Here is a 22,700-nt window from a genome sequence, read left to right on the forward strand (position 1 = left end):
GCGCATGTCTGAGACCCCAGAAACACCGCCCTCCGGGCCGAGCCCTCCGATCAGGGACAGCGCGCCGAGTGACCTGACCGACCGCCGCAGCGATATCTTCTTCGCGGCGGTCGAGACGACGCGCATGCCGATGATCGTCACCGATCCGCGCCAGCCCGACAACCCGATCATCTTCGCCAATCGGGCGTTCCTGGCGATGACGGGCTACACGCCGGAAGAGCTGATCGGGCGCAACTGCCGCTTCCTTCAGGGCCCCGAAACCGACCGCGAGAGCGTCGCGCAGGTCCGGGCCGCTATCGCCGAGAAGCGCGAGTTCGCCACCGAGATCCTGAACTACCGCAAGAACGGCTCGACCTTCTGGAATGCCCTGTTCGTCTCGCCGGTCTACAATGCCGACGGCGAGCTCGTGTACTATTTCGGTTCTCAGCTCGACGTCTCGCGCCGCCGCGACGCCGAGGAAGCGCTGGGTCAGGCTCAGAAGATGGAGGCGCTGGGCCAGCTCACGGGCGGCATCGCGCACGACTTCAACAATCTCCTCCAGGTGATCGTCGGCTACGTCGACATCCTGGCGGCCGGGCTGGAGAAGCCCGACGCCGACCGCGCCCGGCTCGGCCGCGCCACCGAGAACATCCGCCAGGCTGCGGAGCGCGCGACGACGCTGACGCAGCAATTGCTGGCCTTCGCCCGCAAGCAGCGGCTGGACGGGCGCGCCGTCAATCTCAACACCCTGATCGAGGGGATGGGCGAGATGGTCGCCCGCTCCGTCGGCGAGGCCGTGAAGGTCGAACTCGATCTTGCGGAGGATCTCTGGAACTGCCGGGTCGATCCGACCCAGGCCGAGGTCGCGATCCTGAACGTCCTGATCAACGCCCGCGACGCGATGCCGGAGGGCGGCACCGTCCGGATCTCCACGGAGAACAGCGAGGTCGCCGCCCGCGGCCGGGAGCTCGGTCCGCTGCGCGACGGGCGCTATGTCAGCATCGCCATCAAGGACACGGGTACCGGCATCCCGCCGGCTGTGCTCGCCCGGGTGATGGACCCGTTCTTCACCACCAAGGAGGAGGGCAAGGGGACGGGGCTCGGCCTGTCGATGGTCTACGGCTTCGCCAAGCAGTCGGGCGGGGCGGCGCAGATCGAGTCGGCGGTGGGTGCGGGCACGACGGTGCGCCTGTCGTTCCCCGCGACCGACGGCGACGTCAATGCCCCTGCCAAGGTTTCGCTGCGGTCCGTTGATCGGCAGGGCTCCGAGACGATCCTCATCGTCGACGACCGCGAGGACGTGGCCGAACTCGCCCGCACCATCCTGCGGGACTTCGGCTACACGACGCTGGTGGCGAGCAATGCCCGCGAGGCCCTGGAGATCCTGGATTCGAGCGAGCGCATCGATCTGCTCTTCACCGACCTGATCATGCCCGGCGGCATGAACGGCGTGCTGCTGGCCCGCGAAGCCCGCCGCCGCCAGCCCAAGCTCAAGGTGCTGCTCGCCACGGGTTACGCGGAGGCGAGCCTGGAGCGAACCGATATCGGCGGCTCGGAGTTTGATCTCCTGAACAAGCCCTACCGGCGCACGGAGCTGGTCCGCCGCGTGCGCGCCATCCTCGACGGTCCGACCGGCGTGGGCTGAGCTTCGGGAGACGGCCCATGTCCCAGGGCGACAAATCGAAGTACACCGACAAGCAGAAGCGCAAGGCCGAGCACATCGCCGAGTCCTACGAGGCCCGCGGGGTGCCGGAGGACGAGGCGGAGGCCCGGGCCTGGGCCACCGTCAACAAGGACGACGGCGGCGGCAAGAAGCCGGGCGGCTCGGGCCGCGGCAAGGCCACCGGACATCCGGCCGCCCACAAGGGCGGCGAATCCGGCGGCAAGGCCTCGGCCGGGCGGACGGCCGCGGAACGCTCCGCCTCCGCCAGGAAGGCCGCCGCGACCCGCAAGGCCAACGCCGCCGCACGGGCGTAACCGTCCTGTGCGCACCGGGCCGCCCTCGTCTTCGCGAGGGCAGCGCAGCAATGCAGCGGCGCCGGACTCTCCGACGTGGCGCCACCCCGGGCCGCGTCGCTGCGCTCGGGGTGACGGTCCGGGCGCCGGAGAGCGATGTCAGTCCTTGTGCTCGGCGAGCTTGACCAGCGTGTGCAGCAACCGGTTCGCCGGTGTCGGAATGCCGAGCGCCGCGCCCTTGCGAACGACGAAACCGTTGAGGTGGTCGATCTCGCTGGCCCGGCCGCGGGCGAGGTCCTGGGCGGTGGACGAACGCTGCCCGGACATGGTGACACCGAGATCCAGCACGGTGTCGAGGATGTCGGGGGGCACCGACACCCCGTCGGCTTCGGCGACGGCGACGCATTCCCGAACGACATCCGTGATCGCCGCGACGACGCCCTCGCCCTGGAGCAGGCGACCGTAGGGACGCTGCGTCAGGGCCGAGAGGGCGTTGTAGGCGCAGTTCGTGATCAGTTTCGCCCAGAGCGCGTCGACCGCGCGCGCCGAGACCGTCGTGGGGATGCCGGCTGCCGTGAAAGCGGCGGCGATGCGGTCGCTCGTCTTCGAGGCGCCGAGGATCAGGTCGCCGCGCCCGTTGTGCCGGACATGGCCGGGGCCGGCCATCGCGGTGGCGACGTAGACCGCCACCGGCACGACCGGCCGGTCCAGCACGGCGGCGAGCCGCTCCGCGTTGTCGACGCCGTTCTGGAGGCTGAGGATCGTCGCGGCAGGATCGAGATGGCCTGCGATCATCGCACCCGCCGCTTCGGTATCGCCGGACTTCACGCAGACCAGCACGAGGTCGGCGCCGGACACGCCGTCGCCGGCCTCGGTCGCCCGCACGGGGACCGAGGCCGTCCCGGCCGCGCGCTCCAGCACCAGCCCGGCCGCCCCCACGGCCTCGACCAGGGCGGGGCGTCCGATCAGCGTCACCGCGTGGCCGGCCTGCGCCAGGAGAAACCCGTAATAGCAGCCGACAGCGCCGGCCCCGACGACAGCGACGTTCATGGCAGATCTCATGGCGCCGCAGCCGCGGCGCGGGCGGGATGGAAGGCCGCAGCGCCGCCGGCATCCGCACGGACATGCTCGAGGAGCGCCTGGGCCGGGTGTCGCAGCCGCACGCCGTCGACCAGCGTGGCCTGGGACCGGCAGGAATATCCGTCCGCCAGCAGGGTGCAGCCGGGCGCCTCGGCCACGTGGCGGGCCCAGCTCAGGCCGTAGATCGCCTCGGAGGTGGCACGCTGGCGCGCCTCGTGCCCGTAGGTCCCCGCCATGCCGCAGCAGCCGGCGGCCGGCACTTCGAGCCGCAGGCCGAGATGGGCGAACACGGCCTGCCAGTCCCGCACCGCGCCCGGAGCGTTGGTGCGCTCGGTGCAATGGGGCAGCAGCCGCATCGTGCGGCCGCCTTGGCCCGGCGCGATCCGGTCGAGCCGGGCGGCCAGCCATTCCTGGAGGAGATGGACCTTCGGGAGATCGTCGCCCACCGCCTGCGGGTATTCGGACCGGTAGGTCAGCGTCATCGACGGATCGATCCCGACCAGAGGCACGCCGTGCCTGGCGAGATCGCGCAGCATCGCGGCATTGGACCGGGCGACGGCGGCAAACCGCGCCAGGAAGCCGTGTACGTGCAGCGGCTTGCCGTTCGGCCGGTAGGGCACGAGCCAGGGCCGGAAGCCGAGGGCGATGAGGAGTGCGCAGCTATCGGCCACGACGTCCGCGTCGAAATGAGTGGTGAAGGCGTCCTGCACCACCAGCACGGCCCGCGCCCGCTCCTGCGCATCCAGCCGGGCCAGGGCGTCCGGCGTCGCGACGGCGACCCCGAGATCCGCCAGCCGCTCCGTGAGAGCGACGGGCGACAGGGCCGGGATCGCCACCAGCCCGGCCCGGGCCAGAAGCAGCCGGGCCACCGGATTGGTCAGGACGACGTTGCTCAGGCGCGGAATCCGGGCCGCCAGCGGCAGCAGCGGTTCCAACGCCGCCACGAGGTGATCCTTCAGCGGCCGGGCGTAGCGCGTGTGATAGAGCGCCAGGAACTTGGCCCGGAAGGTCGGCACATCGACCTTGATCGGGCAGGACCCCGTGCAGGATTTGCAGGCGAGGCAGCCATCCATCGCCTCCTTGACGGCGTGGGAGAAATCGTCGGCCTCCGACCGGCGGCGGATACCGCTCCGCAAGGTCGCCGCCACGTCGTGCAGCCACCCGGCGCGCTGCCGCGCCAGCTCGGCGGCCGGGTCGATCCCCGCCTCCGCCGCACGGCGCAGCCACTCGCGCATCAGCGAGGCGCGACCCTTGGGCGAATGCCGGCGTTCCCGCGTCGCCTTCCAGGACGGGCACATGGCCTCGTCGGCATCGAACGAGAAGCAGGCGCCGTTGCCGTTGCAATGGAGCGCCTCGTCGAACCCCCGCCGGACCGCCGCCGGGATGGTGCGGTCCTGCTCGCCCCGGCGCGGCACGCCGTCGATCCGGGTCAGCCCCTCCCCCTTGGCCGAGGCGATCTTGCCCGGGTTCATCCGGTCGCCCGGATCGAAGGCGCGCTTGACCGCCTCCAGCGCCGGCATCAGCGGCCCGAAGGTCGCGGGCACGAACTCCGACCGGAAGCCCTTGCCGTGCTCGCCCCAGAGCAGGCCGCCATACTTGGCGGTGAGCGCGACCACGCCTTCCGTGACCTCGCGGATCAGGCCGTTCTGGTCCGGATCCTTCAGGTCGATGGCCGGCCGGACATGCAGCACGCCGGCATCGACGTGGCCGAACATGCCGTAACGCAGCCCCTTGCCGTCGAGGAGCGCCCGGAATTCCGCGATGAAATCGGCGAGCCGTTCCGGCGGGACGGCCGTATCCTCCACGAAGGGGATCGGGCGGGCATCGCCCTGGGCGGCGCCGAGGAGGCCCACCGCCTTCTTGCGCATGGTCCAGAGCCGCTCGATGGCGTCGCCCCGGGCGATGGTGAAGCCGAGGCGCTTCGTGTCGGTGCCGCGCTCGGCCTCCAGCAGGCCGGTGAGCCGCGCCAGGGCGGCCTCCACGGAGGCCGCGTCGTCGCCGACGAATTCCACGAGATTGATGCCGTCCACCGGCCGTCCGGCCGGATCGTCGGGAAAGAAGGCCCGCACCTCGGCCCAGATCGGATCCTTGCGGGCGAGCGCCAGCACCGTGGAGTCGATGGTCTCCACCGAGGCGGCACCGAACGGCAGCAGCGCCTGCGCGTCGCGGAGCGCCGCATCGAAATCGACGTAGGACAGCGCGACCAGCACTGCGGCCTTCGGGATCGGCAGCACGTTGAGCCGCGCCTCGGCGATCAGCGCCAGCGTTCCTTCGGAGCCGCAGATCACGCTCTTGAGGTCGAACCGGCCGCCCGCGTCGCGCAGATGGGCGAGGTCGTAGCCGGTGAGGCAGCGGTTGAGCTTGGGAAAGCGCTCCGCGATGAGCGCCGCATTCGCGGTGACGACGGCATCGATGGTGCGGTGGATCGCCCCGACCCGGTCGTTGCGCCCCTTGGCGGCTTCGAGCCCTTCCGTGTCGAGGGGCTCGGCGGTCCAGACCGTGCCGTCGGTGAGCACGCAGGTCAGCGCCAGGACGTGATCCCGGGTCTTGCCGTAGAGGCACGAGCCCTGCCCGCAGGCATCGGTGGAGATCATGCCGCCGATCGTGGCGCGGTTCGAGGTGGAGAGTTCCGGCGCGAAGAACAGGCCGTGCTTGGCGAGCTCCCGGTTGAGCTGGTCCTTCACCACTCCCGGCTCGACCCGGACGAAGCGGTTCGCGACGTCGATCTCCAGGATGCGGTTCATATGCCGCGAGGTGTCGACCACGAGGCCGTGGCCCAGCGACTGGCCGTTGGTACCGGTCGCCCCGCCCCGGGGCCGGATCACGATCTCGGAAAAGCGCGGATCCTCGAGGAGCTTGGCGATGCGCACGAGATCGTCGCGGCTGCGGGGAAAGGCCACGGCCCCCGGCGCCACTTGGTAGATCGAGTTGTCGGTGGAGAAGACCGTGCGGTCGGCGTCCGACAGCGTCAGATCGCCCTCGAAGCCGCGCAGGCGCAGCTCGGCGCAGGCGGCAACATAGAGCGGCACGGCCTCGGTGTGGCGGGTCAGGACCGGGATCATCCGCGCCTTCTACACCCGGCGGAGCGCGGGAGACCATCGGCGACGGGATGACGCGCGCGCTGGCATCCGGCTTGCCACGCACCCGCGATCTTCGGGACGGATACCCATGAACGCGAGCGTCGAACGAGTCAGGGATGCCCTGGCCGAGCTGATCAAGGCCGCCCTTCTCTCCGACGACGGCCTGAGCCGCGCGTGCCGCGATGCGGGTCGCGCCAAGCTCAGGGCCCTCGCGGACGATCCCCCCGAGCCGGAGAGCCTGCGGATGGACGGCGCCTGGACGCTCGCCATCCGGAAGGCCGAGACGCCGGAGCTGGCGCCGCAGGAAGGACGGGTGAACCTGACCCTGCCGCGCGCCTGTCCCTTCACCCTGGACGAGTTGCTCGCACCCGGTCTCGACATGGACCAAGCCGTGGCACGCATCCGGACGAGCGCCTCGACTGGCTGATCGCGCCTGTTGAGGAAAGCCGGGGCGGCGTTGCCGCGGGCGGGCGGGGCCCCCATGTTAGTCCTACAGGACCGACGCCTCGGTCCCGCGCCCGCACGCGGGTCCCGTCTACCGCAGAACCGTCCGGCATCCCCCTTTTGGCACGACGCACCACCGCCCCCGCGGCCGAGCCCGATGCTCCTCCGCCCCTCCCCACCCGCGAGCAGATCCTCGCCTTCGTGGCCGAGTCGAAGGAACGCGTCGGCAAGCGGGAGATCGCCCAGGCCTTCGGCATCAAGGGGGCCGCCAAGATCGACCTGAAGCGCATCCTCAAGGAGATCGAGGCGGAGGGCGCCCTCGACCGTGGCCGCGGCGGCCTCGCCCCGGCGGGCCATCTGCCGCCGGTCGTGCTGGCCGACATCCGCTCCCGGGACCGCCACGGCGATTTCCTGGCGATACCGGTGGAATGGACCGGCACGGGCAAGCCGCCGGCCATCGTGCTGACGCAGCCGCGCGGCCCCCGCAAGGGCAGCCGGCCGGCCCCGGGCATCGGCGACCGCGCCCTGATCCGCGTCGAGCGCGACGCCGAGGGCGGCTACACCGGCCGGGTCGTCAAGGTCATCGGGAAGAACAAGGCCGAGATCATCGGCGTCTACCGGGCCGGCGCGCAAGGCGGCCGGATCGTGCCCGTCGAGAAGCGCTCGCAGGGGCGCGAGATCCTGATCCCGCCCGGCGAAGAAGGGCAGGCCCGCGACGGCGACCTCGTCAGCGTCTCCCTGGAGCGCGAGACCCGCTTCGGCCTGCCGCGGGGCCGGGTCCGCGAGCGGCTCGGCTCACTCGGGTCCGAGAAGGCCGTCAGCCTGATCGCGCTGCACCTTCACAACATCCCGCACGTCTTCGCCGACACGACCCTGGCCGAGGCGGATGCCGCCGAGCCCGCCACGCTGAAGGGCCGCGAGGATTGGCGCGACCGCCCGCTCCTCACCATAGACCCGCCGGACGCCAAGGACCACGACGACGCCGTCATGGCCGAGGCCGATCCGGATCCGGCCAATCCCGGCGGTTTCATCCTCACCGTCGCCATCGCGGACGTGGCGGCCTATGTCCGCCCCGGCTCCAGCCTCGACCGCGAGGCCCTGGAGCGGGGCAACTCGGTCTATTTCCCCGACCGGGTCGTGCCGATGCTGCCCGAGCGGATCTCGAACGATCTCTGTTCCCTGCGCGAGGGCGAGGACCGGCCGGCGCTCGCCGTGCGCATGGTCATCGCCGCCGACGGCGAGATGCGCCACCACGGCTTCCACCGGGTGATGATGCGCTCCCGGGCCAAGCTCGCCTACGCGCAGGCGCAACGAGCCATCGACGGGCAGCCGGATGACACGACCGGGCCGCTGCTGGAGACGGCGCTCCGCCCCCTCTGGGCGGCCTATGCGGCCCTGCGCGCGGCCCGTGACCGCCGGGGCCCGCTCGCCCTCGACCTGCCCGAGCGCAAGGTTCTCCTGAGCCCCGAGGGCGCGGTCGACCGGGTGATCGTGCCGGAACGCCTCGATGCCCATCGGCTGATCGAGGAGTTCATGATCCAGGCGAACGTCGCCGCCGCCGAGACCCTGGAGCACGCCCGCCAGCCGCTGATCTACCGCGTCCACGACGAGCCCGCCCTGGAGAAGATGCGGGCGCTGGGCGAGGTTCTGGCCTCTGTGGGCATCAAGCTGCCCAAGGAAGGGGCGCTGCGCCCCGCCCTGTTCAACCGGATCCTCGCCACGGCGGCCGAGACCGAGCACGGGGTCTTCCTCAACGAGGTGATCCTGCGCAGCCAGGCCCAGGCCGTCTACGCCGCCGAGAATCTCGGGCATTTCGGCCTGAACCTGCGCCGCTACGCGCACTTCACCTCGCCGATCCGGCGCTACGCCGACCTGATCGTCCATCGGGCCCTGATCACCGCCTGCCGGCTCGGCTCGGACGGGCTGGCGCGCGACATCTCGGCGGGCGAGCTGGCGCAGATCGGCGAGCAAATCTCGGCGGCCGAGCGCCGCGCCATGGCGGCGGAGCGCGAGACGATCGACCGGCTGATCGCCCACCACCTCGCCGACCAGGTCGGCGCGACTTTCGCGGGCCAGATCGCCGGCGTCACCCGGGCCGGCCTGTTCATCAAGCTCGACGAGACCGGCGCGGACGGCTTCGTGCCGGTCTCGCAGCTCGGCGCCGACTATTTCCGCCACGAGGAGGGCCGCCACGCCCTGGTGGGGGAGCGGACCGGAGAGACGTTCCGCCTGGGCGATCGGGTCGAGGTCCGGCTCGTCGAGGCCGCGCCGGTGGCCGGGGCTCTGCGCTTCGAGCTGCTCAGCGAGGGGCGGACCCGCTCCGGCGCCCGGAACGCCGGGCCCGGCAAGAAATCCGGCGGCCGGCCCTTCAAGCCCGCGCCGCCCGGCCGCCCCCCCGGCATCCGCAACACCGGGTCTCGCCACCGCGGCTCGCGCCGCTGACCCGGCCGATGTACACCGATTCCATGACCGCCGATGCGATCCCGGCCCGCACCCGCCTGATCCCCGCGCTGGCCCGGGGCTTCGTCGGACGCTGCCCGCATTGCGGCGAGGGCCGGATCTTCGGCCGCTTCCTCAAGGTGCGGCCGGAATGCGACGTGTGCGGCCTGGAGCTGCACCACCACAGGGCCGACGATCTGCCACCCTACGTGGTGATCTTCATCGTCGCCCACATCGTCGGCTACCTGATCCTGGAGACCGAGAGCACCTACGACGTGCCTCTCTGGGTGGAGATGGGGGTCTGGCCGGTCTTCACGCTCCTGTTCGCACTGGTTTTGCTCCAGCCGGTGAAGGGCGCCGTCGTCGGACTGCAATACGCCCTTGGCATGCACGGCTTTGCCACGCTACCGCGGAGCCGCCCCGCCCCGGGGCCGGAGGAGACGCACCTTGCCGCTGCCGCAGCAGGAGCCCAAGATCGCCACAGCTCCTGAGGGCAAGCCGGCCGCTGCGCGCCTGCGGCCGCGGGACGCCGCGACCATGATCGTCATCGACCGGCGCGGAAAGGGCGGCCCGAAGGTCCTGATGGGCCGTCGCAACCCGAACCTCGCCTTCATGCCGGGGAAGTTCGTCTTCCCGGGCGGCCGGATCGAACTCGGCGACCGCCACATGCCGGTGGCCGGGGCGCTTCCCGATTACGCGGAGGCGGCGCTGACCCGGCAGGTCTCCCGGCCGCCGCACCATCTCGGCCGGGCCCTGGCGCTCGCCGCGATCCGCGAGACCTACGAAGAGACCGGCCTGCTGCTCGGCACGACCGAGCACGGCGCTCCCGAGGATCCCCCGGCGGGCTGGGAGGGCTTCGGCCGCCACGGCGTCCTCCCCGATCTCGAAGCGCTTCATCTCGTGGCCCGCGCGATCACCCCGCCGAAGCGCGTGCGCCGGTTCGACACGCGCTTCTTCGCGATCGACCGCCGCGGGGTGGCGGCCGAGGAGCCGGGACGGATTCAGGCCGACGCCGAGTTCACCGAACTGGCCTGGGTCCGGCTCGACGCCGCCCGCAAGCTCGACCTGCCGTACATAACCCGCGCGATCTTGGACGACCTGGAGGCCCAGATCGCTGCCGATTTCGCGCCCTACCGGATGATTCCCTTCCACTACGAGCGCTACGGGCGGCGCGAGCGGGTGGCCTTGTGAGCCGTCCAGACGGCTTGCAGCAGAACCAGCCGCGCGGGATCAGGTCGGAGGAGGTGGCGGCGATCGCGGCGGCCGTGACCTGCGTCACCGTCGTCGGCATCGGCCTGAGCCTGTCGATCCCGCTCCTCTCGATCGAGATGGAGCGGCGCGGTGCGTCGAGCACGCTGATCGGGCTCAACACCGCGGTGGCGGGCATCGCCAGCATCTGCACCGTGCCGTTCGTCCCGCGGCTCGCAGCACGCATCGGCGTCGCGCCTCTGCTGGGACTGGCGCTCGTCGTCGGAGCGGTCAGCCTCGCCCTGTTCCCGCTCCTGCCGGGCCTCGCCCTGTGGTTCCCCCTGCGCTTCGTCTTCTCGATGACGCTCGGCGCGCTGTTCGTCCTCTCCGAGTACTGGATCAACGCCGCCGCCCCGCCGGAGCGCCGCGGCCTCGTGATGGGCATCTACGCCACCGTCCTGGCGGCGGGCTTCGCAGTCGGGCCGCTCCTGCTGGCGCTGGTCGGGACCGAGGGACCGGCGCCCTACGCGACGGGAGCCGTCCTCATGCTGGCCGGCGGGTTGCCGATCCTTCTGGCCCGGGGGCTGTCGCCGACGATCGAGACGGGCTCCGGCCGCGGCATCCTCGGATACGTCCGGCTCGCCCCCGGCGCCCTGGCGGCGGCCCTCGCCTACGGCGCGGTGGAGACCGGTATCTTCGCCATCCTGCCCCTCTACGGCCTGCGCCTCGGCTACGACGCGCAAGGAGCGGCCGGCCTCGTCAGCCTGATCGCGCTGGGCAACGTGCTGTTCCAGATCCCGTTCGGCTGGCTCGCGGACCGGCTCGACCGCGGCGCGGTGCTGCTCGGCGCGGGCCTCGCGGGCGCCGCGGGCTCGGCCCTGATCCCATTCGCGGCCGGCAACCCGGTGGCGTTCGGCCTGCTCCTCCTCGTCTGGGGCGGGATTGCCGGTACCCTCTACACGGTCGGCCTCGCGATGCTCGGCGACCGTACCCCCGCGAACGATCTCGCGGGGGCCAACGCGGCCTTCGTGGTGCTCTACAATGTCGGTCTGATGCTGGGTCCGCCGGTGATCGGCGGCGGGCTCGACCTCGTGCCGCCGCACGGCTTCGCCCTGGCGCTGCTCGCCCTGTTCCTGGCCTTCGCCGGCTGGCTCGCCGCGACGGAGCGATCGGGCCCACGCTCTTGACCTGCCGGGCCCGATCGGGCATTCACCCGCCCGTATTCGGCCGGGCTCTCCCGGCCATTTGCGTTTCGCTCACGCGGAATGCCGCACCCTGCAGGAGCGCCGCGCCATGGCCAAGGCCGTCACCGTCAAGATCAAGCTCGTCTCCACCGCCGACACGGGCTATTTCTACGTCACCAAGAAGAACTCCCGCACGCAGACCGAGAAGCTGACGATGCGCAAGTACGACCCGGTCGCGCGCAAGCACGTCGATTTCAAGGAAACCAAGATCAAGTAAGGTCGCTGGCTGCATCGCAGCCTGACCGCCGACGGGAAGCCGCTCCGGAAACGGGGCGGCTTTTTCTGTTCGGCACCGCCTCGCGCGACGATGGCGCGCGTTGCCGGCAGCTGTCCGGCCGCCGCCCGAGCGGCCGACAGCCTGGCGCCAGCACGACTCATTAACCCTCACTCGTCCCGGACGCTGCGCGATTCGCCGGCCGATTTCCGGCCCGCGGTTTCGGCCAGCCCGGCTGGCGGAGGGCGGGTTCGATGCAGCGGATCCTGCTGGCGATCCTCATCACCGGGGCGGTACTGGCGATCTGGCTTGTCCTGACGCTGCCGGTGCATGCCCTCGGCGCGGCCCGCCGATGGCTCCTGGAACGCCCCGCCCCGGTTCGGGCACGGAGCCGACCGCTCAGGCGGTCCCCGACGCGGCCAGATCCGGATCGAGCGTCCGCGCCAGGGACCGCGCGATAGCTACGAGGGCCGTCACCATCGGTGTGGACGGCTCGCGCCGCGGAGCGACCAGGCCGATCGTGTGCTCCAGGTCCGGGGCGGTGATCGGTATGGTGCGCACGCCCTCCATGGGCCCCAGCGCATCGACCAGGATCTCCGGCATGATCGAGGCCCAGCGCAGGGTGCGGACATGGGTCAAAAGCACGATCATCGAGTTCGATTCGAGCGTTGCGGCGGGGTCAACACCCGCCTCCCGGATCTGGTGATCGATGATCCGCCGGTTCTGCATGTTCGGCGTGAGCAGGCAGAGGGGCAGGCTGCCGGTTTCGGCCCAGGTGACGCTGGACCGGCCGTCGAAGGGGCCGCCGATCGCCGTGACGAGGCGGTAGCGCTCCCGGTAGAGCGGCACGGAGACCACCCGCCCCAGGGGCTCGTTGTCGAGGTAGGTCAGGCCGGCATCCGCCTCCAGGTTCTCGATCAGCGAGAAGATGTCGGTCGAGGTGGCGGACTCGACCGTCAGCCGCACGTCCGGGTGGCGCTCGCGGTAGGGCGTGGTGAGGTTGACGATCATCGGCAGCGCCGTGGGGATGGCGGCGATGCGCAGGTGTCCGGTGAGGCCCCGGCGCAGGCCGGTGACCTCCTCGTGCATGGCCCGGGCATCGGCCACGATGCGCCGTGCCCATTCCAGCACCCGCTCGCCCTCGGGCGTGAAGCCCTGGAAGCGGGAGCCGCGCAGCACGAGCTGCACGCCGAAGCGGTTCTCCAGCTGTTTTACGCCGGCCGAGAGGGTCTGCTGGGTCACGCCGCAGGATTCGGCGGCGTGCCCGAAATGCTGCTCGCGAGCGAGCGCGAGCAGGAAGTCCAGCTTGTCGATCACGACGAAGGCATCCCGGCACGGCGAGGCGCCGGAAACCTAGCGACCCGCCGTGCCTGCCACAACCGAGCGATCGGGTTCAGCGGAACAGGATGAACGCCTTCGACAGGGTGATGCCGATGCCCCAGACGATCGGGATGCCGACCACCGCCCAGGCCAGGCCGGCGCCGGGGCTGAAGCCGCCGCGGCCGATGCCGAAGGAGCCCGACGGCCCGGAGGCCGTGGCGCCCGAGCGGACATCCAGGGAGGCCCGCTCGGAATCGGACATGAACCACCTTTGCGCCAGCGGCCGGACCAGCAGGTTGCAGAGGAACCCGACCGCCAGGAAGCTCGCGAGCACGTACATGGTGCGGCCGTAGAGGTCCGCCCCCTGCACGCCGGCCGCGACCTGCGCCTCGCGGATCTTGGTGATGACGAAGGGCCCGACGATGCCCGCCATCGACCACGCGGTGAGCAGGCGCCCGTGGATGGCGCCCACGAACTGCGTGCCGAACACGTCAGCGAGGTAGGCCGGGACCGTCGCGAAGCCGCCGCCATACATGGACAGGATCACGCAGAAGATCGCGACGAACAGCGCCTGCGAGCCGATGCCGGCGGCCCAGGGCGCGGCCGCATACAGGAGGCCGCCCAGGGCGAAGAAGATCGCGTAGGTGCCCTTCCGGCCGATCCGGTCCGACATCGAGGCCCAGAAGAACCGGCCCAGGATGTTGAACAGGGAGAGCAGGCCGACGAAACCCGCCGCGATGGCGGCGACCTGCGCCTTCTGGCCAGCGTCGAGGGCGGAAAAGCCGGTGCCCGGCAGGCCGATCAGCTCGCCGCCGAAAATCTCCTGGAGCATCGGCGAGGCCAGCGCCAGCACGCCGATGCCGGCGGACACGTTGAGGAACAGGACGAGCCAGATCATCCAGAACTGGAAGGTCTTGTGCGCGTCGCGCAGATGGACGTGGCCCGAGGCGATCATGGCGTTCTTGGCGGTCGGGTTGGTCCAGCCGTCCGGGCGCCAGCCGGCCGGGGGCACCAGGTAGCCGAAGGCGCCGCCCAGCATGAACAGGATGTACCCGACACCCATCACGGCGAGCGTCTGCCAGACACCGGCCGAATCCGCGGTCCGGAAGCTCTTGATCAGGCTGTCCGCCAGGGGCGAGCCGATCATCGCGCCGCCGCCGAAGCCCATGATCGCCATGCCGGTGGCCATGCCGCGGCGATCCGGGAACCATTTGATCAGCGTGGACACCGGCGAGATGTAGCCGAGGCCCAGCCCGATGCCGCCGATCAGGCCCATGCCGAGCCAGACCAGCCAGAGCTGGTGGATATAGACGCCGAAGGCGCCGATCAGGAAGCCACCGCCCCAGCAGAGGGCCGCCGCGATGCCGGCCTTGCGCGGGCCGGCCCGTTCCAGCCAGCCGCCGAACAGGGCGGCCGAGAGGCCGAGCACGACGATGCCGATGGAAAACACGGTGACGAGGTCGCTTACCCGCCAGTCGCAGGTCGTCGTGAACAGGGCCGTCATCACGCCCATGTCGGGGCAGGCGGCAGGAGCCGGCTGACCCACGGAAAGCGCCCGGGTCAGCGGCAGCCAGAACACCGACAGGCCGTAGGCCATCCCGATACAGAGATGGATCGCCAGCGCCGCCGGCGGGACCAACCATCGGTTGAAGCCCGGCTTGGCGACGATCCGCTCGCGCGACAACAGATTCGGGATTCTCTCAGGCGCGATCGCGCCCGCCACTCCAGCGCCCATCTTGGATTCCTCCGCCGCAGCCTCGTTGACGGGCCGCTCGGCGGCGGAAGATGCGCGATTTGTGTGCACGGCACCAGCGCGTGGCACGCTGGGGAAGCAATTTTAATCCGTTCCCGCGCCGTTTGTATGCGCCTTCCCGGCGAATGGTCCTTCGCCCCGCGAGGCGAGGCCGGACCGATTGACCCCCTCCCGGCGGCCCGAAGGCCTCCGCGACGCGGCTGCAGGGCGAAGATCGAACGTCGCCCCCAGGCCCTTGATCGGCCCGCGCGACGGAATGCGTCGGGCGGGCCGTCCAGCCTTACATGGGCGGGGTCAGGCCGTCCTTGCCGACCGCGATGAGCTTGCCGTCGGCCTTGGCGCCATCCTTGGCGACCACGGCGAAGACCTTGGAACCGGGCGTCAGGATCGCCTTGTCGGCGGGCTCGAACGCGACGATCGGCGCCGAGGAGGGCACCACGATCTCCTTGGAGCCGTCCTTGCCGTAGCTCACCGTCAGGGTGCGCTCGCCGCCGGAGGCCGCCTTGTCGGCCTTCACGGTGCCGTTGGTCATGGCGCTCTTCACCTTGGGGGCGCCCGACGTCTCGGCCTTCACGGTGCCGTTGGTCATGGCGCTCTTCACCTTGGCGCCGGCGCCGGCGGTCTGATCGGTGATCGCGTCCCAGCCATAATGGCCCTCGCCGGTGCCGCGCATCGACTCGGGGAAGAGCACGACCTCCAGGGCGGTCATCGGGTTCTCGCCCTTGGTGGCGGTGCCGATGAAGACGCCGTCCTTGATCTGGTCGAGGCTCGACGGGACCACCCAGGCGAACTTGGCGCCCGCGACATCCACCGTCTCGGTCTTGCCGTCGTCGGTCTTGATCGTGAGCGTGCTGCCATCGGCTTTGTCGACGGTACCGCGGACGCGCTCGACCTGCGCGGCGAAGGCCGCACTCGACAGGAGGGCGGTCAGGCCGGCGGCGGCGAGGGTCTTGCTGAGGTGCTTCATCGGGGTCCCATCCTGGATGCGGAAGCCCGGTTATGGGGCGACACGCGCGCGAAACAAGGTTGTGCGCAAGCGAAATGATCGCCCTGAGAAACAAATAAGGCGGCGCCCGGGGGACGCCGCCTCATCGGTCGCGGGGGCGGCCCGAGGGCCGCCCGGTGCATGGTCAGGCCGCGAGCGAGCGCAGCACGTAGGGCAGGATGCCGCCGTTGCGGAAGTATTCCAGCTCGTCGAGGGTATCGATCCGGCAGGTCAGCGGGACCTGCTTCACCGAACCGTCGGCGGACTTGATCTCCGCGGTGAGCGTCTGGCGGGGCTTCAATTCGCCGGCGAGGCCCTTGATGGTGACGGTCTCGTCACCCTTCAGGCCCAGCGACTGCCAGCTCGTGTCGCCCTGGAAGACCAGCGGCACCACACCCATGCCGACGAGGTTCGAGCGGTGGATGCGCTCGAAGCTCTCGGCCACCACGGCGCGGACGCCCAGCAGCTTCGTGCCCTTCGCCGCCCAGTCGCGCGACGAGCCGGTGCCGTATTCCTTGCCGGCGAAGATGACGAGCGGCGTGCCCTGTTCGGCGTATTTCATCGCCGCGTCGTAGATGAACATCTTCTCGCCGGAGGGCTGGAAGTGCGTCCACCCGCCCTCGACCACGCCGCCGGAGGCGTCCTTCACCATCTGGTTCTTGATGCGGATGTTGGCGAAGGTGCCCCGCATCATCACCTCGTGGTTGCCGCGCCGCGTGCCGTACTGGTTGAAGTCCTGCACGCGCACCTGATGCGACTGCAGGTACTCGCCGGCCGGCGAGGCCGCGCGGATGTTGCCCGCCGGCGAGATGTGGTCGGTGGTGATCGAGTCGAGGAACAGGCCGAGGATCCGGGCATCCGCGATGTCCTCGACCGGCTTCGGGGTCTTCTCCATGCCGACGAAGTAGGGCGGGTTCTGCACGTAGGTGGAGCCCGGGTTCCACGCGAAGGTCTCGGCCTCGGTGACCTCGACGTCCTTCCAGTTCTGATCGCCGCCGAACACGTCCGCGTAGCGGGACTTGAACAGCGCCGAGGTGATGTTCTCCTCGATGAACTGCTGCACCTCGGCCGAGGACGGCCAGATGTCCTTGAGGTAGACCGGCTTGCCGTCCGAGCCCAGGCCGAGGGGCTCGGTGGTGATGTCGATCTGCATCGAACCGGCCAGCGCGTAGGCGACCACGAGGGGCGGCGAAGCGAGGTAGTTCGCCCGCACGTCGGGGTTCACGCGGCCCTCGAAGTTGCGGTTGCCCGAGAGCACCGCCGCGGCCACGATGTCATTGTCGTTGATGGCCTTGGAGATCGCCTCCGGCAGCGGGCCGGAATTGCCGATGCAGGTGGTGCAGCCGAAGCCCACGAGGTTGAAGCCGAGCGCGTCGAGGGGGTCCTGCAGGCCGGATTTTTCGAGATATTCTCCGACCACCTGCGATCCGGGCGCGAGCGAAGTCTTCACCCACGGCTTGGAGCGCAGGCCCTTGGCCACCGCATTGCGAGCCAGAAGCCCGGCGCCGATCATCACCGAGGGATTCGACGTGTTGGTGCAGCTTGTGATCGCCGCGATCACCACGTCGCCGTGCCCGAGGTCGAAGTTCGTGCCCTCGACGGGGTAGCGGCGCGCGATGTCGGCGGCCTTCTTGAACTCGGTCTCCATCGAGCCGGCGAAGCCCGGCTTGGCGCCGTCGAGCAGCACCCGGTCCTGCGGGCGCTTCGGGCCGGCGAGCGAGGGCCGGACCTCGCCCATGTCGAGCTCCAGCGTGTCGGTGAAGACTGGATCGGGGGTCTGGGCGTCGCGCCACATGCCCTGCGCCTTGGCGTAGGCCTCCACCAGGGCGATCCGGTCGTCGGAGCGGCCGGTGACCTTCAGGAAGTCGATGGTCTTCTGGTCGATCGGGAAGAAGCCGCAGGTGGCGCCGTATTCCGGAGCCATGTTGGAGATCGTGGCCCGGTCGGCGACCGCCATGTCGTCGAGGCCGGGGCCGTAGAACTCCACGAACTTGCCGACCACGCCCTTCTTGCGCAGCATCTGGGTGACGGTGAGCACGAGGTCGGTGGCGGTGGTGCCCTCGGGCAGCTTGCCCGACAGCTTGAAGCCCACGACCTCGGGAATCAGCATCGACAGCGGCTGGCCGAGCATGGCCGCCTCGGCCTCGATGCCGCCGACGCCCCAGCCCAGCACGGCCATGCCGTTGACCATGGTGGTGTGCGAATCGGTGCCGACCAGCGAATCGGGATAGGCCACCTCGGACCCGTCCTCGGACTTCGTCCAGACGGTCTGGGCGAGGTATTCCAGGTTCACCTGGTGGCAGATGCCGGTGCCCGGCGGGACCACGGAGAAGTTGTCGAAGGCCGACTGGCCCCACTTCAGGAAGGTGTAGCGCTCGCCATTGCGCGAGTATTCCAGGGCAACGTTGTCGGCCAGCGCCTTCGGGGTGCCGAACTCGTCGACGATCACCGAGTGGTCGATGACGAGATCCACCGGCACCAGCGGGTTGATCTTCTGCGGGTCGCCGCCCAGCGCCACCATGGCGTCGCGCATGGCGGCGAGGTCGACCACCGCCGGCACGCCGGTGAAGTCCTGCATCAGCACGCGGGCGGGGCGGAACGCGATCTCGACCTCGGCCTTGCCCTTCTGGTCGAGCCAGCCGACGGCGGCCGCGATGTCGGCCTTCTTGACCGAGCGGTCGTCCTCGCAGCGCAGCAGGTTCTCCAGGATCACCTTCATGGAGAAGGGCAGCGCGGTGGCCGAGGCGAGGCCGTTCTTCTCGGCCGCGGGAATGGAATAGTAGGTGTAGGTCTTGCCGCCGGCTTCGAGCGTCTGGCGGGCCTTGAAGCTGTCGAGTGAGGGCACGGCTGGTTCTATCCTCGCTGCGGGTTGTCGAACACGCGCAGGCAAGACCTGCGCTACGAGATCCGTGTTCGGCCTGTGTAGCGCCCGACGGGCGCGCGCCGCCCCGGGAGTGCCCGGGCAGGACGATGCGCGGGGGCGATTTGGACGCCCGTGATGCCGCGCGGCGCAGCCGGGGAGGGATATAGAACTTTTCGAATCTGGCCGCTACCGGGTCGTCGTGACAGGTGCGTTTTCCTGTCGGGCACGGTGCGGAGCGGGCACGACGGCGGTGAGCGGGTGCATGCGCCGTCCCGTTCCGCGCATGGGGTCAGGCGACCTCTGCGTCGGGGTGCATCGTCGGTCCTGGACGCCGAAGGCGGGCCCGGACCGGCGGGGTGACCGGCCGCCACGGGCTTCGGCGCGGATCGGACCGAAGAATCAGGCCGATGGGCCGTCGCGTCACCCCTGGCCCGGCGCCCCCAGGCCGGACAACGACTTGGGCCGATTGGGCTGGGCCGCGAGCCGGCGCAGGGAGGCGACGTTCGTGGCCGCCTCCTCGGGGCTCATGTCGCGGCGCAGGACCGCCTCGGCATCGGCGAAGCGGCCTTTGAGGCCCAGGACCATGGCGAGATTCGCCCGCACCCGCGCGTCGGCGCCGGGCTGGTCGGCGGCCTGCCGGAGAGTCTGCTCCGCGAGATCGAGATTGCGCGACAGCGCGTAGGACAGGCCGAGATTGGACAGGAGCGAGGGCTCGTTCGGCCGGATCTTGAGGGCGGCCTCGTAGAAGCTCTGCGCGCGCTCCTGCTCGCCGAGCTGGGCGGAGGCCGAGCCCTGTGCCGACAGGATGCGCCAGTCGGGATTGGCGGGCGTATGCGCGTTGGCGAGCACGTCGATCGCCTCGCGGAATCGACCCGCCTCGACCAGCGACTTGCCGTAGGCGCCGAGGAGGACTCGGTCGCGCGGGTTGCGCAGGGCCGCCTGCTGCAGCACAGCCGAGGCCTGGCTGATCTGATCGGTGGCCCGCAGGGCGCGGGCATAGGCGATCGCCGTGCGGCCGTCGGTGGGATCGGCGTTGAACCGCTCGGCCAGCCGGTCGATGTCCTGTCGCGCGGGCACCGCGGCGGCGGCCGGTGTGCCCCCGAGCGAGCCGATCGAGCCGGTCGTTTCCGGAGAGCGGGTGTTGCAGCCGGCAAGCCCCAGCGCGATGACGGCCGCCACCAGAGCGGCGCGGCCTCCGGCATTGGCCTGGGATCGTGTGACCCGGATCAGGGCCGTCATCATGGTACGCTCCGCCGGCATCTGGCCTGGATGCGATGGCACGCGCTTCACGCTCCCGGCCGGCCGGTGATAGAGCGTTAACCCTAACCACCGGTTAAGCCGCCCGTCGGGACGGCATGCGAGAGGCACATGACCCAGGCCGAGATTCCGGCGACGACCCTCGGGCTCCTGCCCGGCGACACGCAGGCCGTGCCGGTGAGCCTGGTCACGACCGGGAGCTGGGCAAAGGTCGAAGCCGGCCTGGAACCGACCCAGCGGAGCTTCGCCCGGGCCATCGGCTTCAAGCCCAAGGCGGGCGGCCTCGCACTGCTGCCCGGCCCCGACGGCAGCCTCGCGCGGGTTCTGTTCGGCCTCGGCGATCCGGAGGCGGCGGCCCACGACCGGCTGCTCGTCGGCAAGCTGCCGGGGCTGCTGCCGGAGGGCGTGTTCCGGCTGGACGACGCGCCCGAGCCCACCGAGGCGGCGCTCGCCTGGCTGATGGGGAGCTACCGCTTCGGCCGCTACCGCTCCGGCGGCGGGAGCCAGGCCCGGCTCGTGGCGCCGGCCGGCATCGACGCGGCCGAGGTGGAGCGGATCGCCGCCGCGGTGGCGATGGGCCGCGATCTCGTCAACACGCCGGCCAACGATCTCGGCCCCGCCGAGATCGAGGCGGCGGCCCGGACGCTCGGCGCGCGCCACGGCGCCTCCGTCACCGTCACGCAGGGCGAGGCGCTCGCCACGGAGTATCCCCTGATCCACGCGGTGGGCGCCGCCTCGCCCCGGGCGCCACGGCTCATCGACCTGACCTGGGGGCCGGCGGATGCGCCGCGCGTGACCCTGGTCGGCAAGGGGGTGGCCTTCGACACCGGCGGCCTCGACATCAAGCCGTCGGCCGCGATGCTGCTGATGAAGAAGGACATGGGCGGGGCCGCCGCAGCGCTGGCCGCCGCCGACATGGTCATGGGCGCGCGCCTGCGCCTGCGCCTGCGCCTGCTGATCACCGCAGTGGAGAACGCCGTATCGGGCAACGCCTTCCGCCCCGGCGACGTGCTGCCGAGCCGGGCCGGGCTCAGCGTCGAGATCGGCAACACCGATGCGGAAGGCCGGCTGATCCTGGCCGACGCGCTCGCCCTCGCGGACGCGGACTCCCCCGACCTGATCCTCGACTTCTCGACCCTCACCGGCGCCGCCCGGGTGGCCCTCGGGCCGGACCTGCCGGCCTTCTTCACGGAGGACGATGCGCTAGCCGAAGCGGTGGCACAGGCCGGCCGGGCGGCGATCGATCCGGTCTGGCGCATGCCGCTGCACGCGCCCTACGCGAGCCTCCTCGACTCCAAGGTGGCCGACCTCAACAACGTGTCCGGCGGGCCGTTCGCGGGGGCGATCACCGCGGCCCTGTTCCTGCGCCGCTTCGCACCCAACACCAAGGCGCACGGCCATTTCGATCTCTACGGCTGGAACCCCTCCACCAAGCCCGGGCGGCCCGAGGGCGGCGAGGTTCAGACCGCGCGGCTGACCTACACGCTGCTCAAGACGCGCTACGGGGGCTGATCCGGCCTCCGCGAGGGTCGGGACGGCGGGGCGCGCGCTCAGGCGGTGAGCGGCAAGCCGGTCTCGATCAGGCGCGCCCACAGGGAAGCCCCGTACGGCGCGGCCGCGTCGTTGAAATCGTAATGCGGGTGATGGAGCGAGGCGCTGTCGCCGTTGCCGATGAACATGTAGGCGCCGGGGCGGCGGCCGAGCATGTAGGAGAAATCCTCCGCGGTCATCATCGGCGCCACCGCGCGATCGACGTTCTCTCGCCCCACCAGGGCCTCGGCGACATCGGCCATGAAGTCGGTCTCGGCGGGATGGTTCTCGGTGACCGGATAGCTCGATCCGTACTCGACCCGGCCGCGGGCGCCGAAGCCGCCGGCGATGTCGGCCACGAGGGTCTCGATCCGTCCCTTGATCTGGCTGCGCACCGCCTGGGACAGCGTGCGCATGGTGCCGCGCATGGTCACGGTCTGCGGCAAGACGTTGAAGGCCTCGCCGGCCTCGAGCGCACAGACCGAGACCACCGCCTGCTGCACCGGGTCGAGGTTGCGCGACACGATGCTCTGCAGGGCGATGATCACGTGGCTCGACACGAGCACGCTGTCGATGGCGTTCTGCGGGAGCGCCGCGTGCCCGCCCCGCCCCTCGATGGTCACGGTGAAGCGGTCGGTGGAGGCCATGATCGGCCCCGGGCGGATCGCGAAGGTGCCGATCGCCATGCCGGGGATGTTGTGCATCCCGTAGACCGACTCGACGCCGAACCGCTCCATCAGGCCGTCCTCGACCATGGCTTCGCCGCCGCCCCCGCCCTCCTCGGCGGGCTGGAAGATCAGCACGGCCGCCCCGTCGAAGTCCCGGGTCTCAGAGAGGTACTTGGCGGCGCCGAGGAGCATGGTCGTGTGCCCGTCATGGCCGCAGGCGTGCATCTTGCCCGGCACGGTGGAGCGGTAGGGCAGGTCGCGCACCTCCTGGATCGGCAGGGCATCCATGTCGGCGCGCAGGCCGATGGCGCGGTTGGAGGCGCAGCCCTTGCCCCGGATCACGCCGACCACCCCGGTGCGGCCGATGCCGGTGACCACCTCGTCGCAGCCGAAGGACCGCAGCGTCTCGGCCACGAAGCCGGCGGTGCGGGTGACATCGTAGAGCAGCTCGGGATGGGCGTGCAGGTCGTGCCGCCACGCCGTCATCGTGTCGGCGAAGTCGCGGATCCGTTCGAGGACGGGCATCGGGTCGGGGCTTTCGTGGCCTTTGGGGTGGGCCGGACCAGCAAAGCCGGGGCCAGCGCCGCCGTCAACGGCCGCGCTTGGCGCATGCGCGGCGCCCAGGGCCCGATCCGGACGACGCGCAGAGCCCGGCCGTCCGGATCACCCACCCGAACCGGGAGCGCCGCGCACCGACCTC

At 70.9% G+C, this 22,700-nt stretch carries 17 protein-coding genes; 9 read left to right on the forward strand and 8 right to left on the reverse strand.

Features of this window, described 5'->3' with window-relative positions; genetic code table 11:
• Positions 1–4 precede the first annotated feature (4 nt).
• The gene (locus BM396_RS07165) at positions 5–1,624 is read left to right on the forward strand and encodes a hybrid sensor histidine kinase/response regulator (RefSeq protein ID WP_043381097.1); all 1,620 of its coding nucleotides are present in this window, start codon (positions 5–7) and stop codon (positions 1,622–1,624) included.
• A 17-nt stretch (positions 1,625–1,641) separates the two neighbouring features.
• A complete protein-coding gene (locus BM396_RS07170) occupies positions 1,642–1,956 on the forward strand; it encodes a hypothetical protein (protein WP_043381099.1) in 315 nt (104 codons plus the stop codon).
• 138 nt (positions 1,957–2,094) lie between these two features.
• On the opposite strand, the gene BM396_RS07175 is transcribed toward BM396_RS07170, so the two are convergent.
• Both BM396_RS07175 and BM396_RS07180 read right to left on the reverse strand, forming a co-directional pair.
• Positions 2,095–2,985: a ketopantoate reductase family protein gene (locus BM396_RS07175; RefSeq protein WP_043381100.1), complete on the reverse strand. Its 891-nt coding sequence runs from the start codon at positions 2,983–2,985 to the stop codon at positions 2,095–2,097.
• 8 nt (positions 2,986–2,993) lie between these two features.
• Positions 2,994–6,077, reverse strand: coding sequence for a D-2-hydroxyglutarate dehydrogenase YdiJ (locus BM396_RS07180; RefSeq protein ID WP_043381102.1), 3,084 nt, complete (start codon positions 6,075–6,077; stop codon positions 2,994–2,996).
• Positions 6,078–6,183: 106 nt separating this feature from the next.
• On the opposite strand from BM396_RS07180, the gene BM396_RS07185 reads away from it, so the two are divergent.
• The 6 genes from BM396_RS07185 to rpmG all read left to right on the forward strand — a co-directional run bounded on the left by BM396_RS07185 (position 6,184) and on the right by rpmG (position 11,627).
• Positions 6,184–6,522 carry a hypothetical protein gene (locus BM396_RS07185; protein WP_043355289.1) on the forward strand — a complete coding sequence of 113 codons (339 nt, stop codon included), beginning with the start codon at positions 6,184–6,186 and terminating at the stop codon, positions 6,520–6,522.
• Between the two features lie 137 nt (positions 6,523–6,659).
• Positions 6,660–8,981, forward strand: coding sequence for a ribonuclease R (gene rnr / locus BM396_RS07190; protein ID WP_043381105.1), 2,322 nt, complete (start codon positions 6,660–6,662; stop codon positions 8,979–8,981).
• Positions 8,982–9,004: 23 nt separating this feature from the next.
• Complete coding sequence (locus tag BM396_RS07195) at positions 9,005–9,469, forward strand: DUF983 domain-containing protein (RefSeq protein WP_043381249.1); 465 nt, start codon at positions 9,005–9,007, stop codon at positions 9,467–9,469.
• Positions 9,426–10,169 carry an NUDIX hydrolase gene (locus BM396_RS07200; protein WP_043356897.1) on the forward strand — a complete coding sequence of 248 codons (744 nt, stop codon included), beginning with the start codon at positions 9,426–9,428 and terminating at the stop codon, positions 10,167–10,169. The genes BM396_RS07195 and BM396_RS07200 overlap by 44 nt, the downstream gene beginning before the upstream one ends.
• Positions 10,166–11,353, forward strand: a complete 1,188-nt coding sequence (locus BM396_RS07205) for an MFS transporter (RefSeq protein WP_236952716.1) — start codon at positions 10,166–10,168, stop codon at positions 11,351–11,353. Before BM396_RS07200 ends, BM396_RS07205 begins: the two co-directional genes overlap by 4 nt.
• 106 nt (positions 11,354–11,459) lie before the next feature.
• Positions 11,460–11,627 carry a 50S ribosomal protein L33 gene (gene rpmG / locus BM396_RS07210; protein WP_020092568.1) on the forward strand — a complete coding sequence of 56 codons (168 nt, stop codon included), beginning with the start codon at positions 11,460–11,462 and terminating at the stop codon, positions 11,625–11,627.
• 396 nt (positions 11,628–12,023) lie between these two features.
• Here rpmG and BM396_RS07215 read toward each other — a convergent pair whose 3' ends face one another.
• The 5 genes from BM396_RS07215 to BM396_RS07235 form a co-directional block, all read right to left on the reverse strand.
• Positions 12,024–12,941 (reverse strand): LysR family transcriptional regulator, encoded by a 918-nt coding sequence (locus tag BM396_RS07215; RefSeq protein WP_043381106.1) that lies wholly within the window; start codon positions 12,939–12,941, stop codon positions 12,024–12,026.
• 76 nt (positions 12,942–13,017) lie between these two features.
• The gene (locus BM396_RS07220) at positions 13,018–14,679 is read right to left on the reverse strand and encodes an OFA family MFS transporter (RefSeq protein WP_051975994.1); all 1,662 of its coding nucleotides are present in this window, start codon (positions 14,677–14,679) and stop codon (positions 13,018–13,020) included.
• Between the two features lie 298 nt (positions 14,680–14,977).
• A complete protein-coding gene (locus BM396_RS07225; protein ID WP_043356887.1) occupies positions 14,978–15,664 on the reverse strand; it encodes a hypothetical protein in 687 nt (228 codons plus the stop codon).
• A 163-nt stretch (positions 15,665–15,827) separates the two neighbouring features.
• Positions 15,828–18,527: an aconitate hydratase AcnA gene (gene acnA, locus BM396_RS07230; RefSeq protein WP_043356884.1), complete on the reverse strand. Its 2,700-nt coding sequence runs from the start codon at positions 18,525–18,527 to the stop codon at positions 15,828–15,830.
• 438 nt (positions 18,528–18,965) lie between these two features.
• The gene (locus BM396_RS07235) at positions 18,966–19,787 is read right to left on the reverse strand and encodes a tetratricopeptide repeat protein (protein ID WP_081948604.1); all 822 of its coding nucleotides are present in this window, start codon (positions 19,785–19,787) and stop codon (positions 18,966–18,968) included.
• 126 nt (positions 19,788–19,913) lie between these two features.
• Between BM396_RS07235 and BM396_RS07240 the strand changes: the two genes are divergently transcribed.
• Positions 19,914–21,314, forward strand: coding sequence for a leucyl aminopeptidase family protein (locus BM396_RS07240; RefSeq protein WP_043381109.1), 1,401 nt, complete (start codon positions 19,914–19,916; stop codon positions 21,312–21,314).
• 38 nt (positions 21,315–21,352) lie between these two features.
• Here the strand turns inward: BM396_RS07240 and BM396_RS07245 are convergent, their stop codons facing one another.
• A complete protein-coding gene (locus BM396_RS07245) occupies positions 21,353–22,525 on the reverse strand; it encodes a M20 aminoacylase family protein (protein WP_043381111.1) in 1,173 nt (390 codons plus the stop codon).
• Positions 22,526–22,700: the final 175 nt, after the last annotated feature.

Origin of the sequence: Methylobacterium sp. UNCCL125 (genome assembly GCF_900116795.1) — a bacterium.
GTDB lineage: Bacteria > Pseudomonadota > Alphaproteobacteria > Rhizobiales > Beijerinckiaceae > Methylobacterium > Methylobacterium fujisawaense.

Coding starts and splice junctions, on each gene's coding strand:
- BM396_RS07165 (WP_043381097.1), top strand. CDS start 5: ATGTCTGAGACCCCAGAAACACCGCCCTCCGGGCCGAGCCCTCCGATC.
- BM396_RS07170 (WP_043381099.1), top strand. CDS start 1,642: ATGTCCCAGGGCGACAAATCGAAGTACACCGACAAGCAGAAGCGCAAG.
- BM396_RS07175 (WP_043381100.1), bottom strand. CDS start 2,985: ATGAACGTCGCTGTCGTCGGGGCCGGCGCTGTCGGCTGCTATTACGGG.
- BM396_RS07180 (WP_043381102.1), bottom strand. CDS start 6,077: ATGATCCCGGTCCTGACCCGCCACACCGAGGCCGTGCCGCTCTATGTT.
- BM396_RS07185 (WP_043355289.1), top strand. CDS start 6,184: ATGAACGCGAGCGTCGAACGAGTCAGGGATGCCCTGGCCGAGCTGATC.
- BM396_RS07195 (WP_043381249.1), top strand. CDS start 9,005: ATGACCGCCGATGCGATCCCGGCCCGCACCCGCCTGATCCCCGCGCTG.
- rpmG (WP_020092568.1), top strand. CDS start 11,460: ATGGCCAAGGCCGTCACCGTCAAGATCAAGCTCGTCTCCACCGCCGAC.
- BM396_RS07220 (WP_051975994.1), bottom strand. CDS start 14,679: ATGGGCGCTGGAGTGGCGGGCGCGATCGCGCCTGAGAGAATCCCGAAT.
- BM396_RS07225 (WP_043356887.1), bottom strand. CDS start 15,664: ATGAAGCACCTCAGCAAGACCCTCGCCGCCGCCGGCCTGACCGCCCTC.
- BM396_RS07235 (WP_081948604.1), bottom strand. CDS start 19,787: ATGATGACGGCCCTGATCCGGGTCACACGATCCCAGGCCAATGCCGGA.
- BM396_RS07240 (WP_043381109.1), top strand. CDS start 19,914: ATGACCCAGGCCGAGATTCCGGCGACGACCCTCGGGCTCCTGCCCGGC.
- BM396_RS07245 (WP_043381111.1), bottom strand. CDS start 22,525: ATGCCCGTCCTCGAACGGATCCGCGACTTCGCCGACACGATGACGGCG.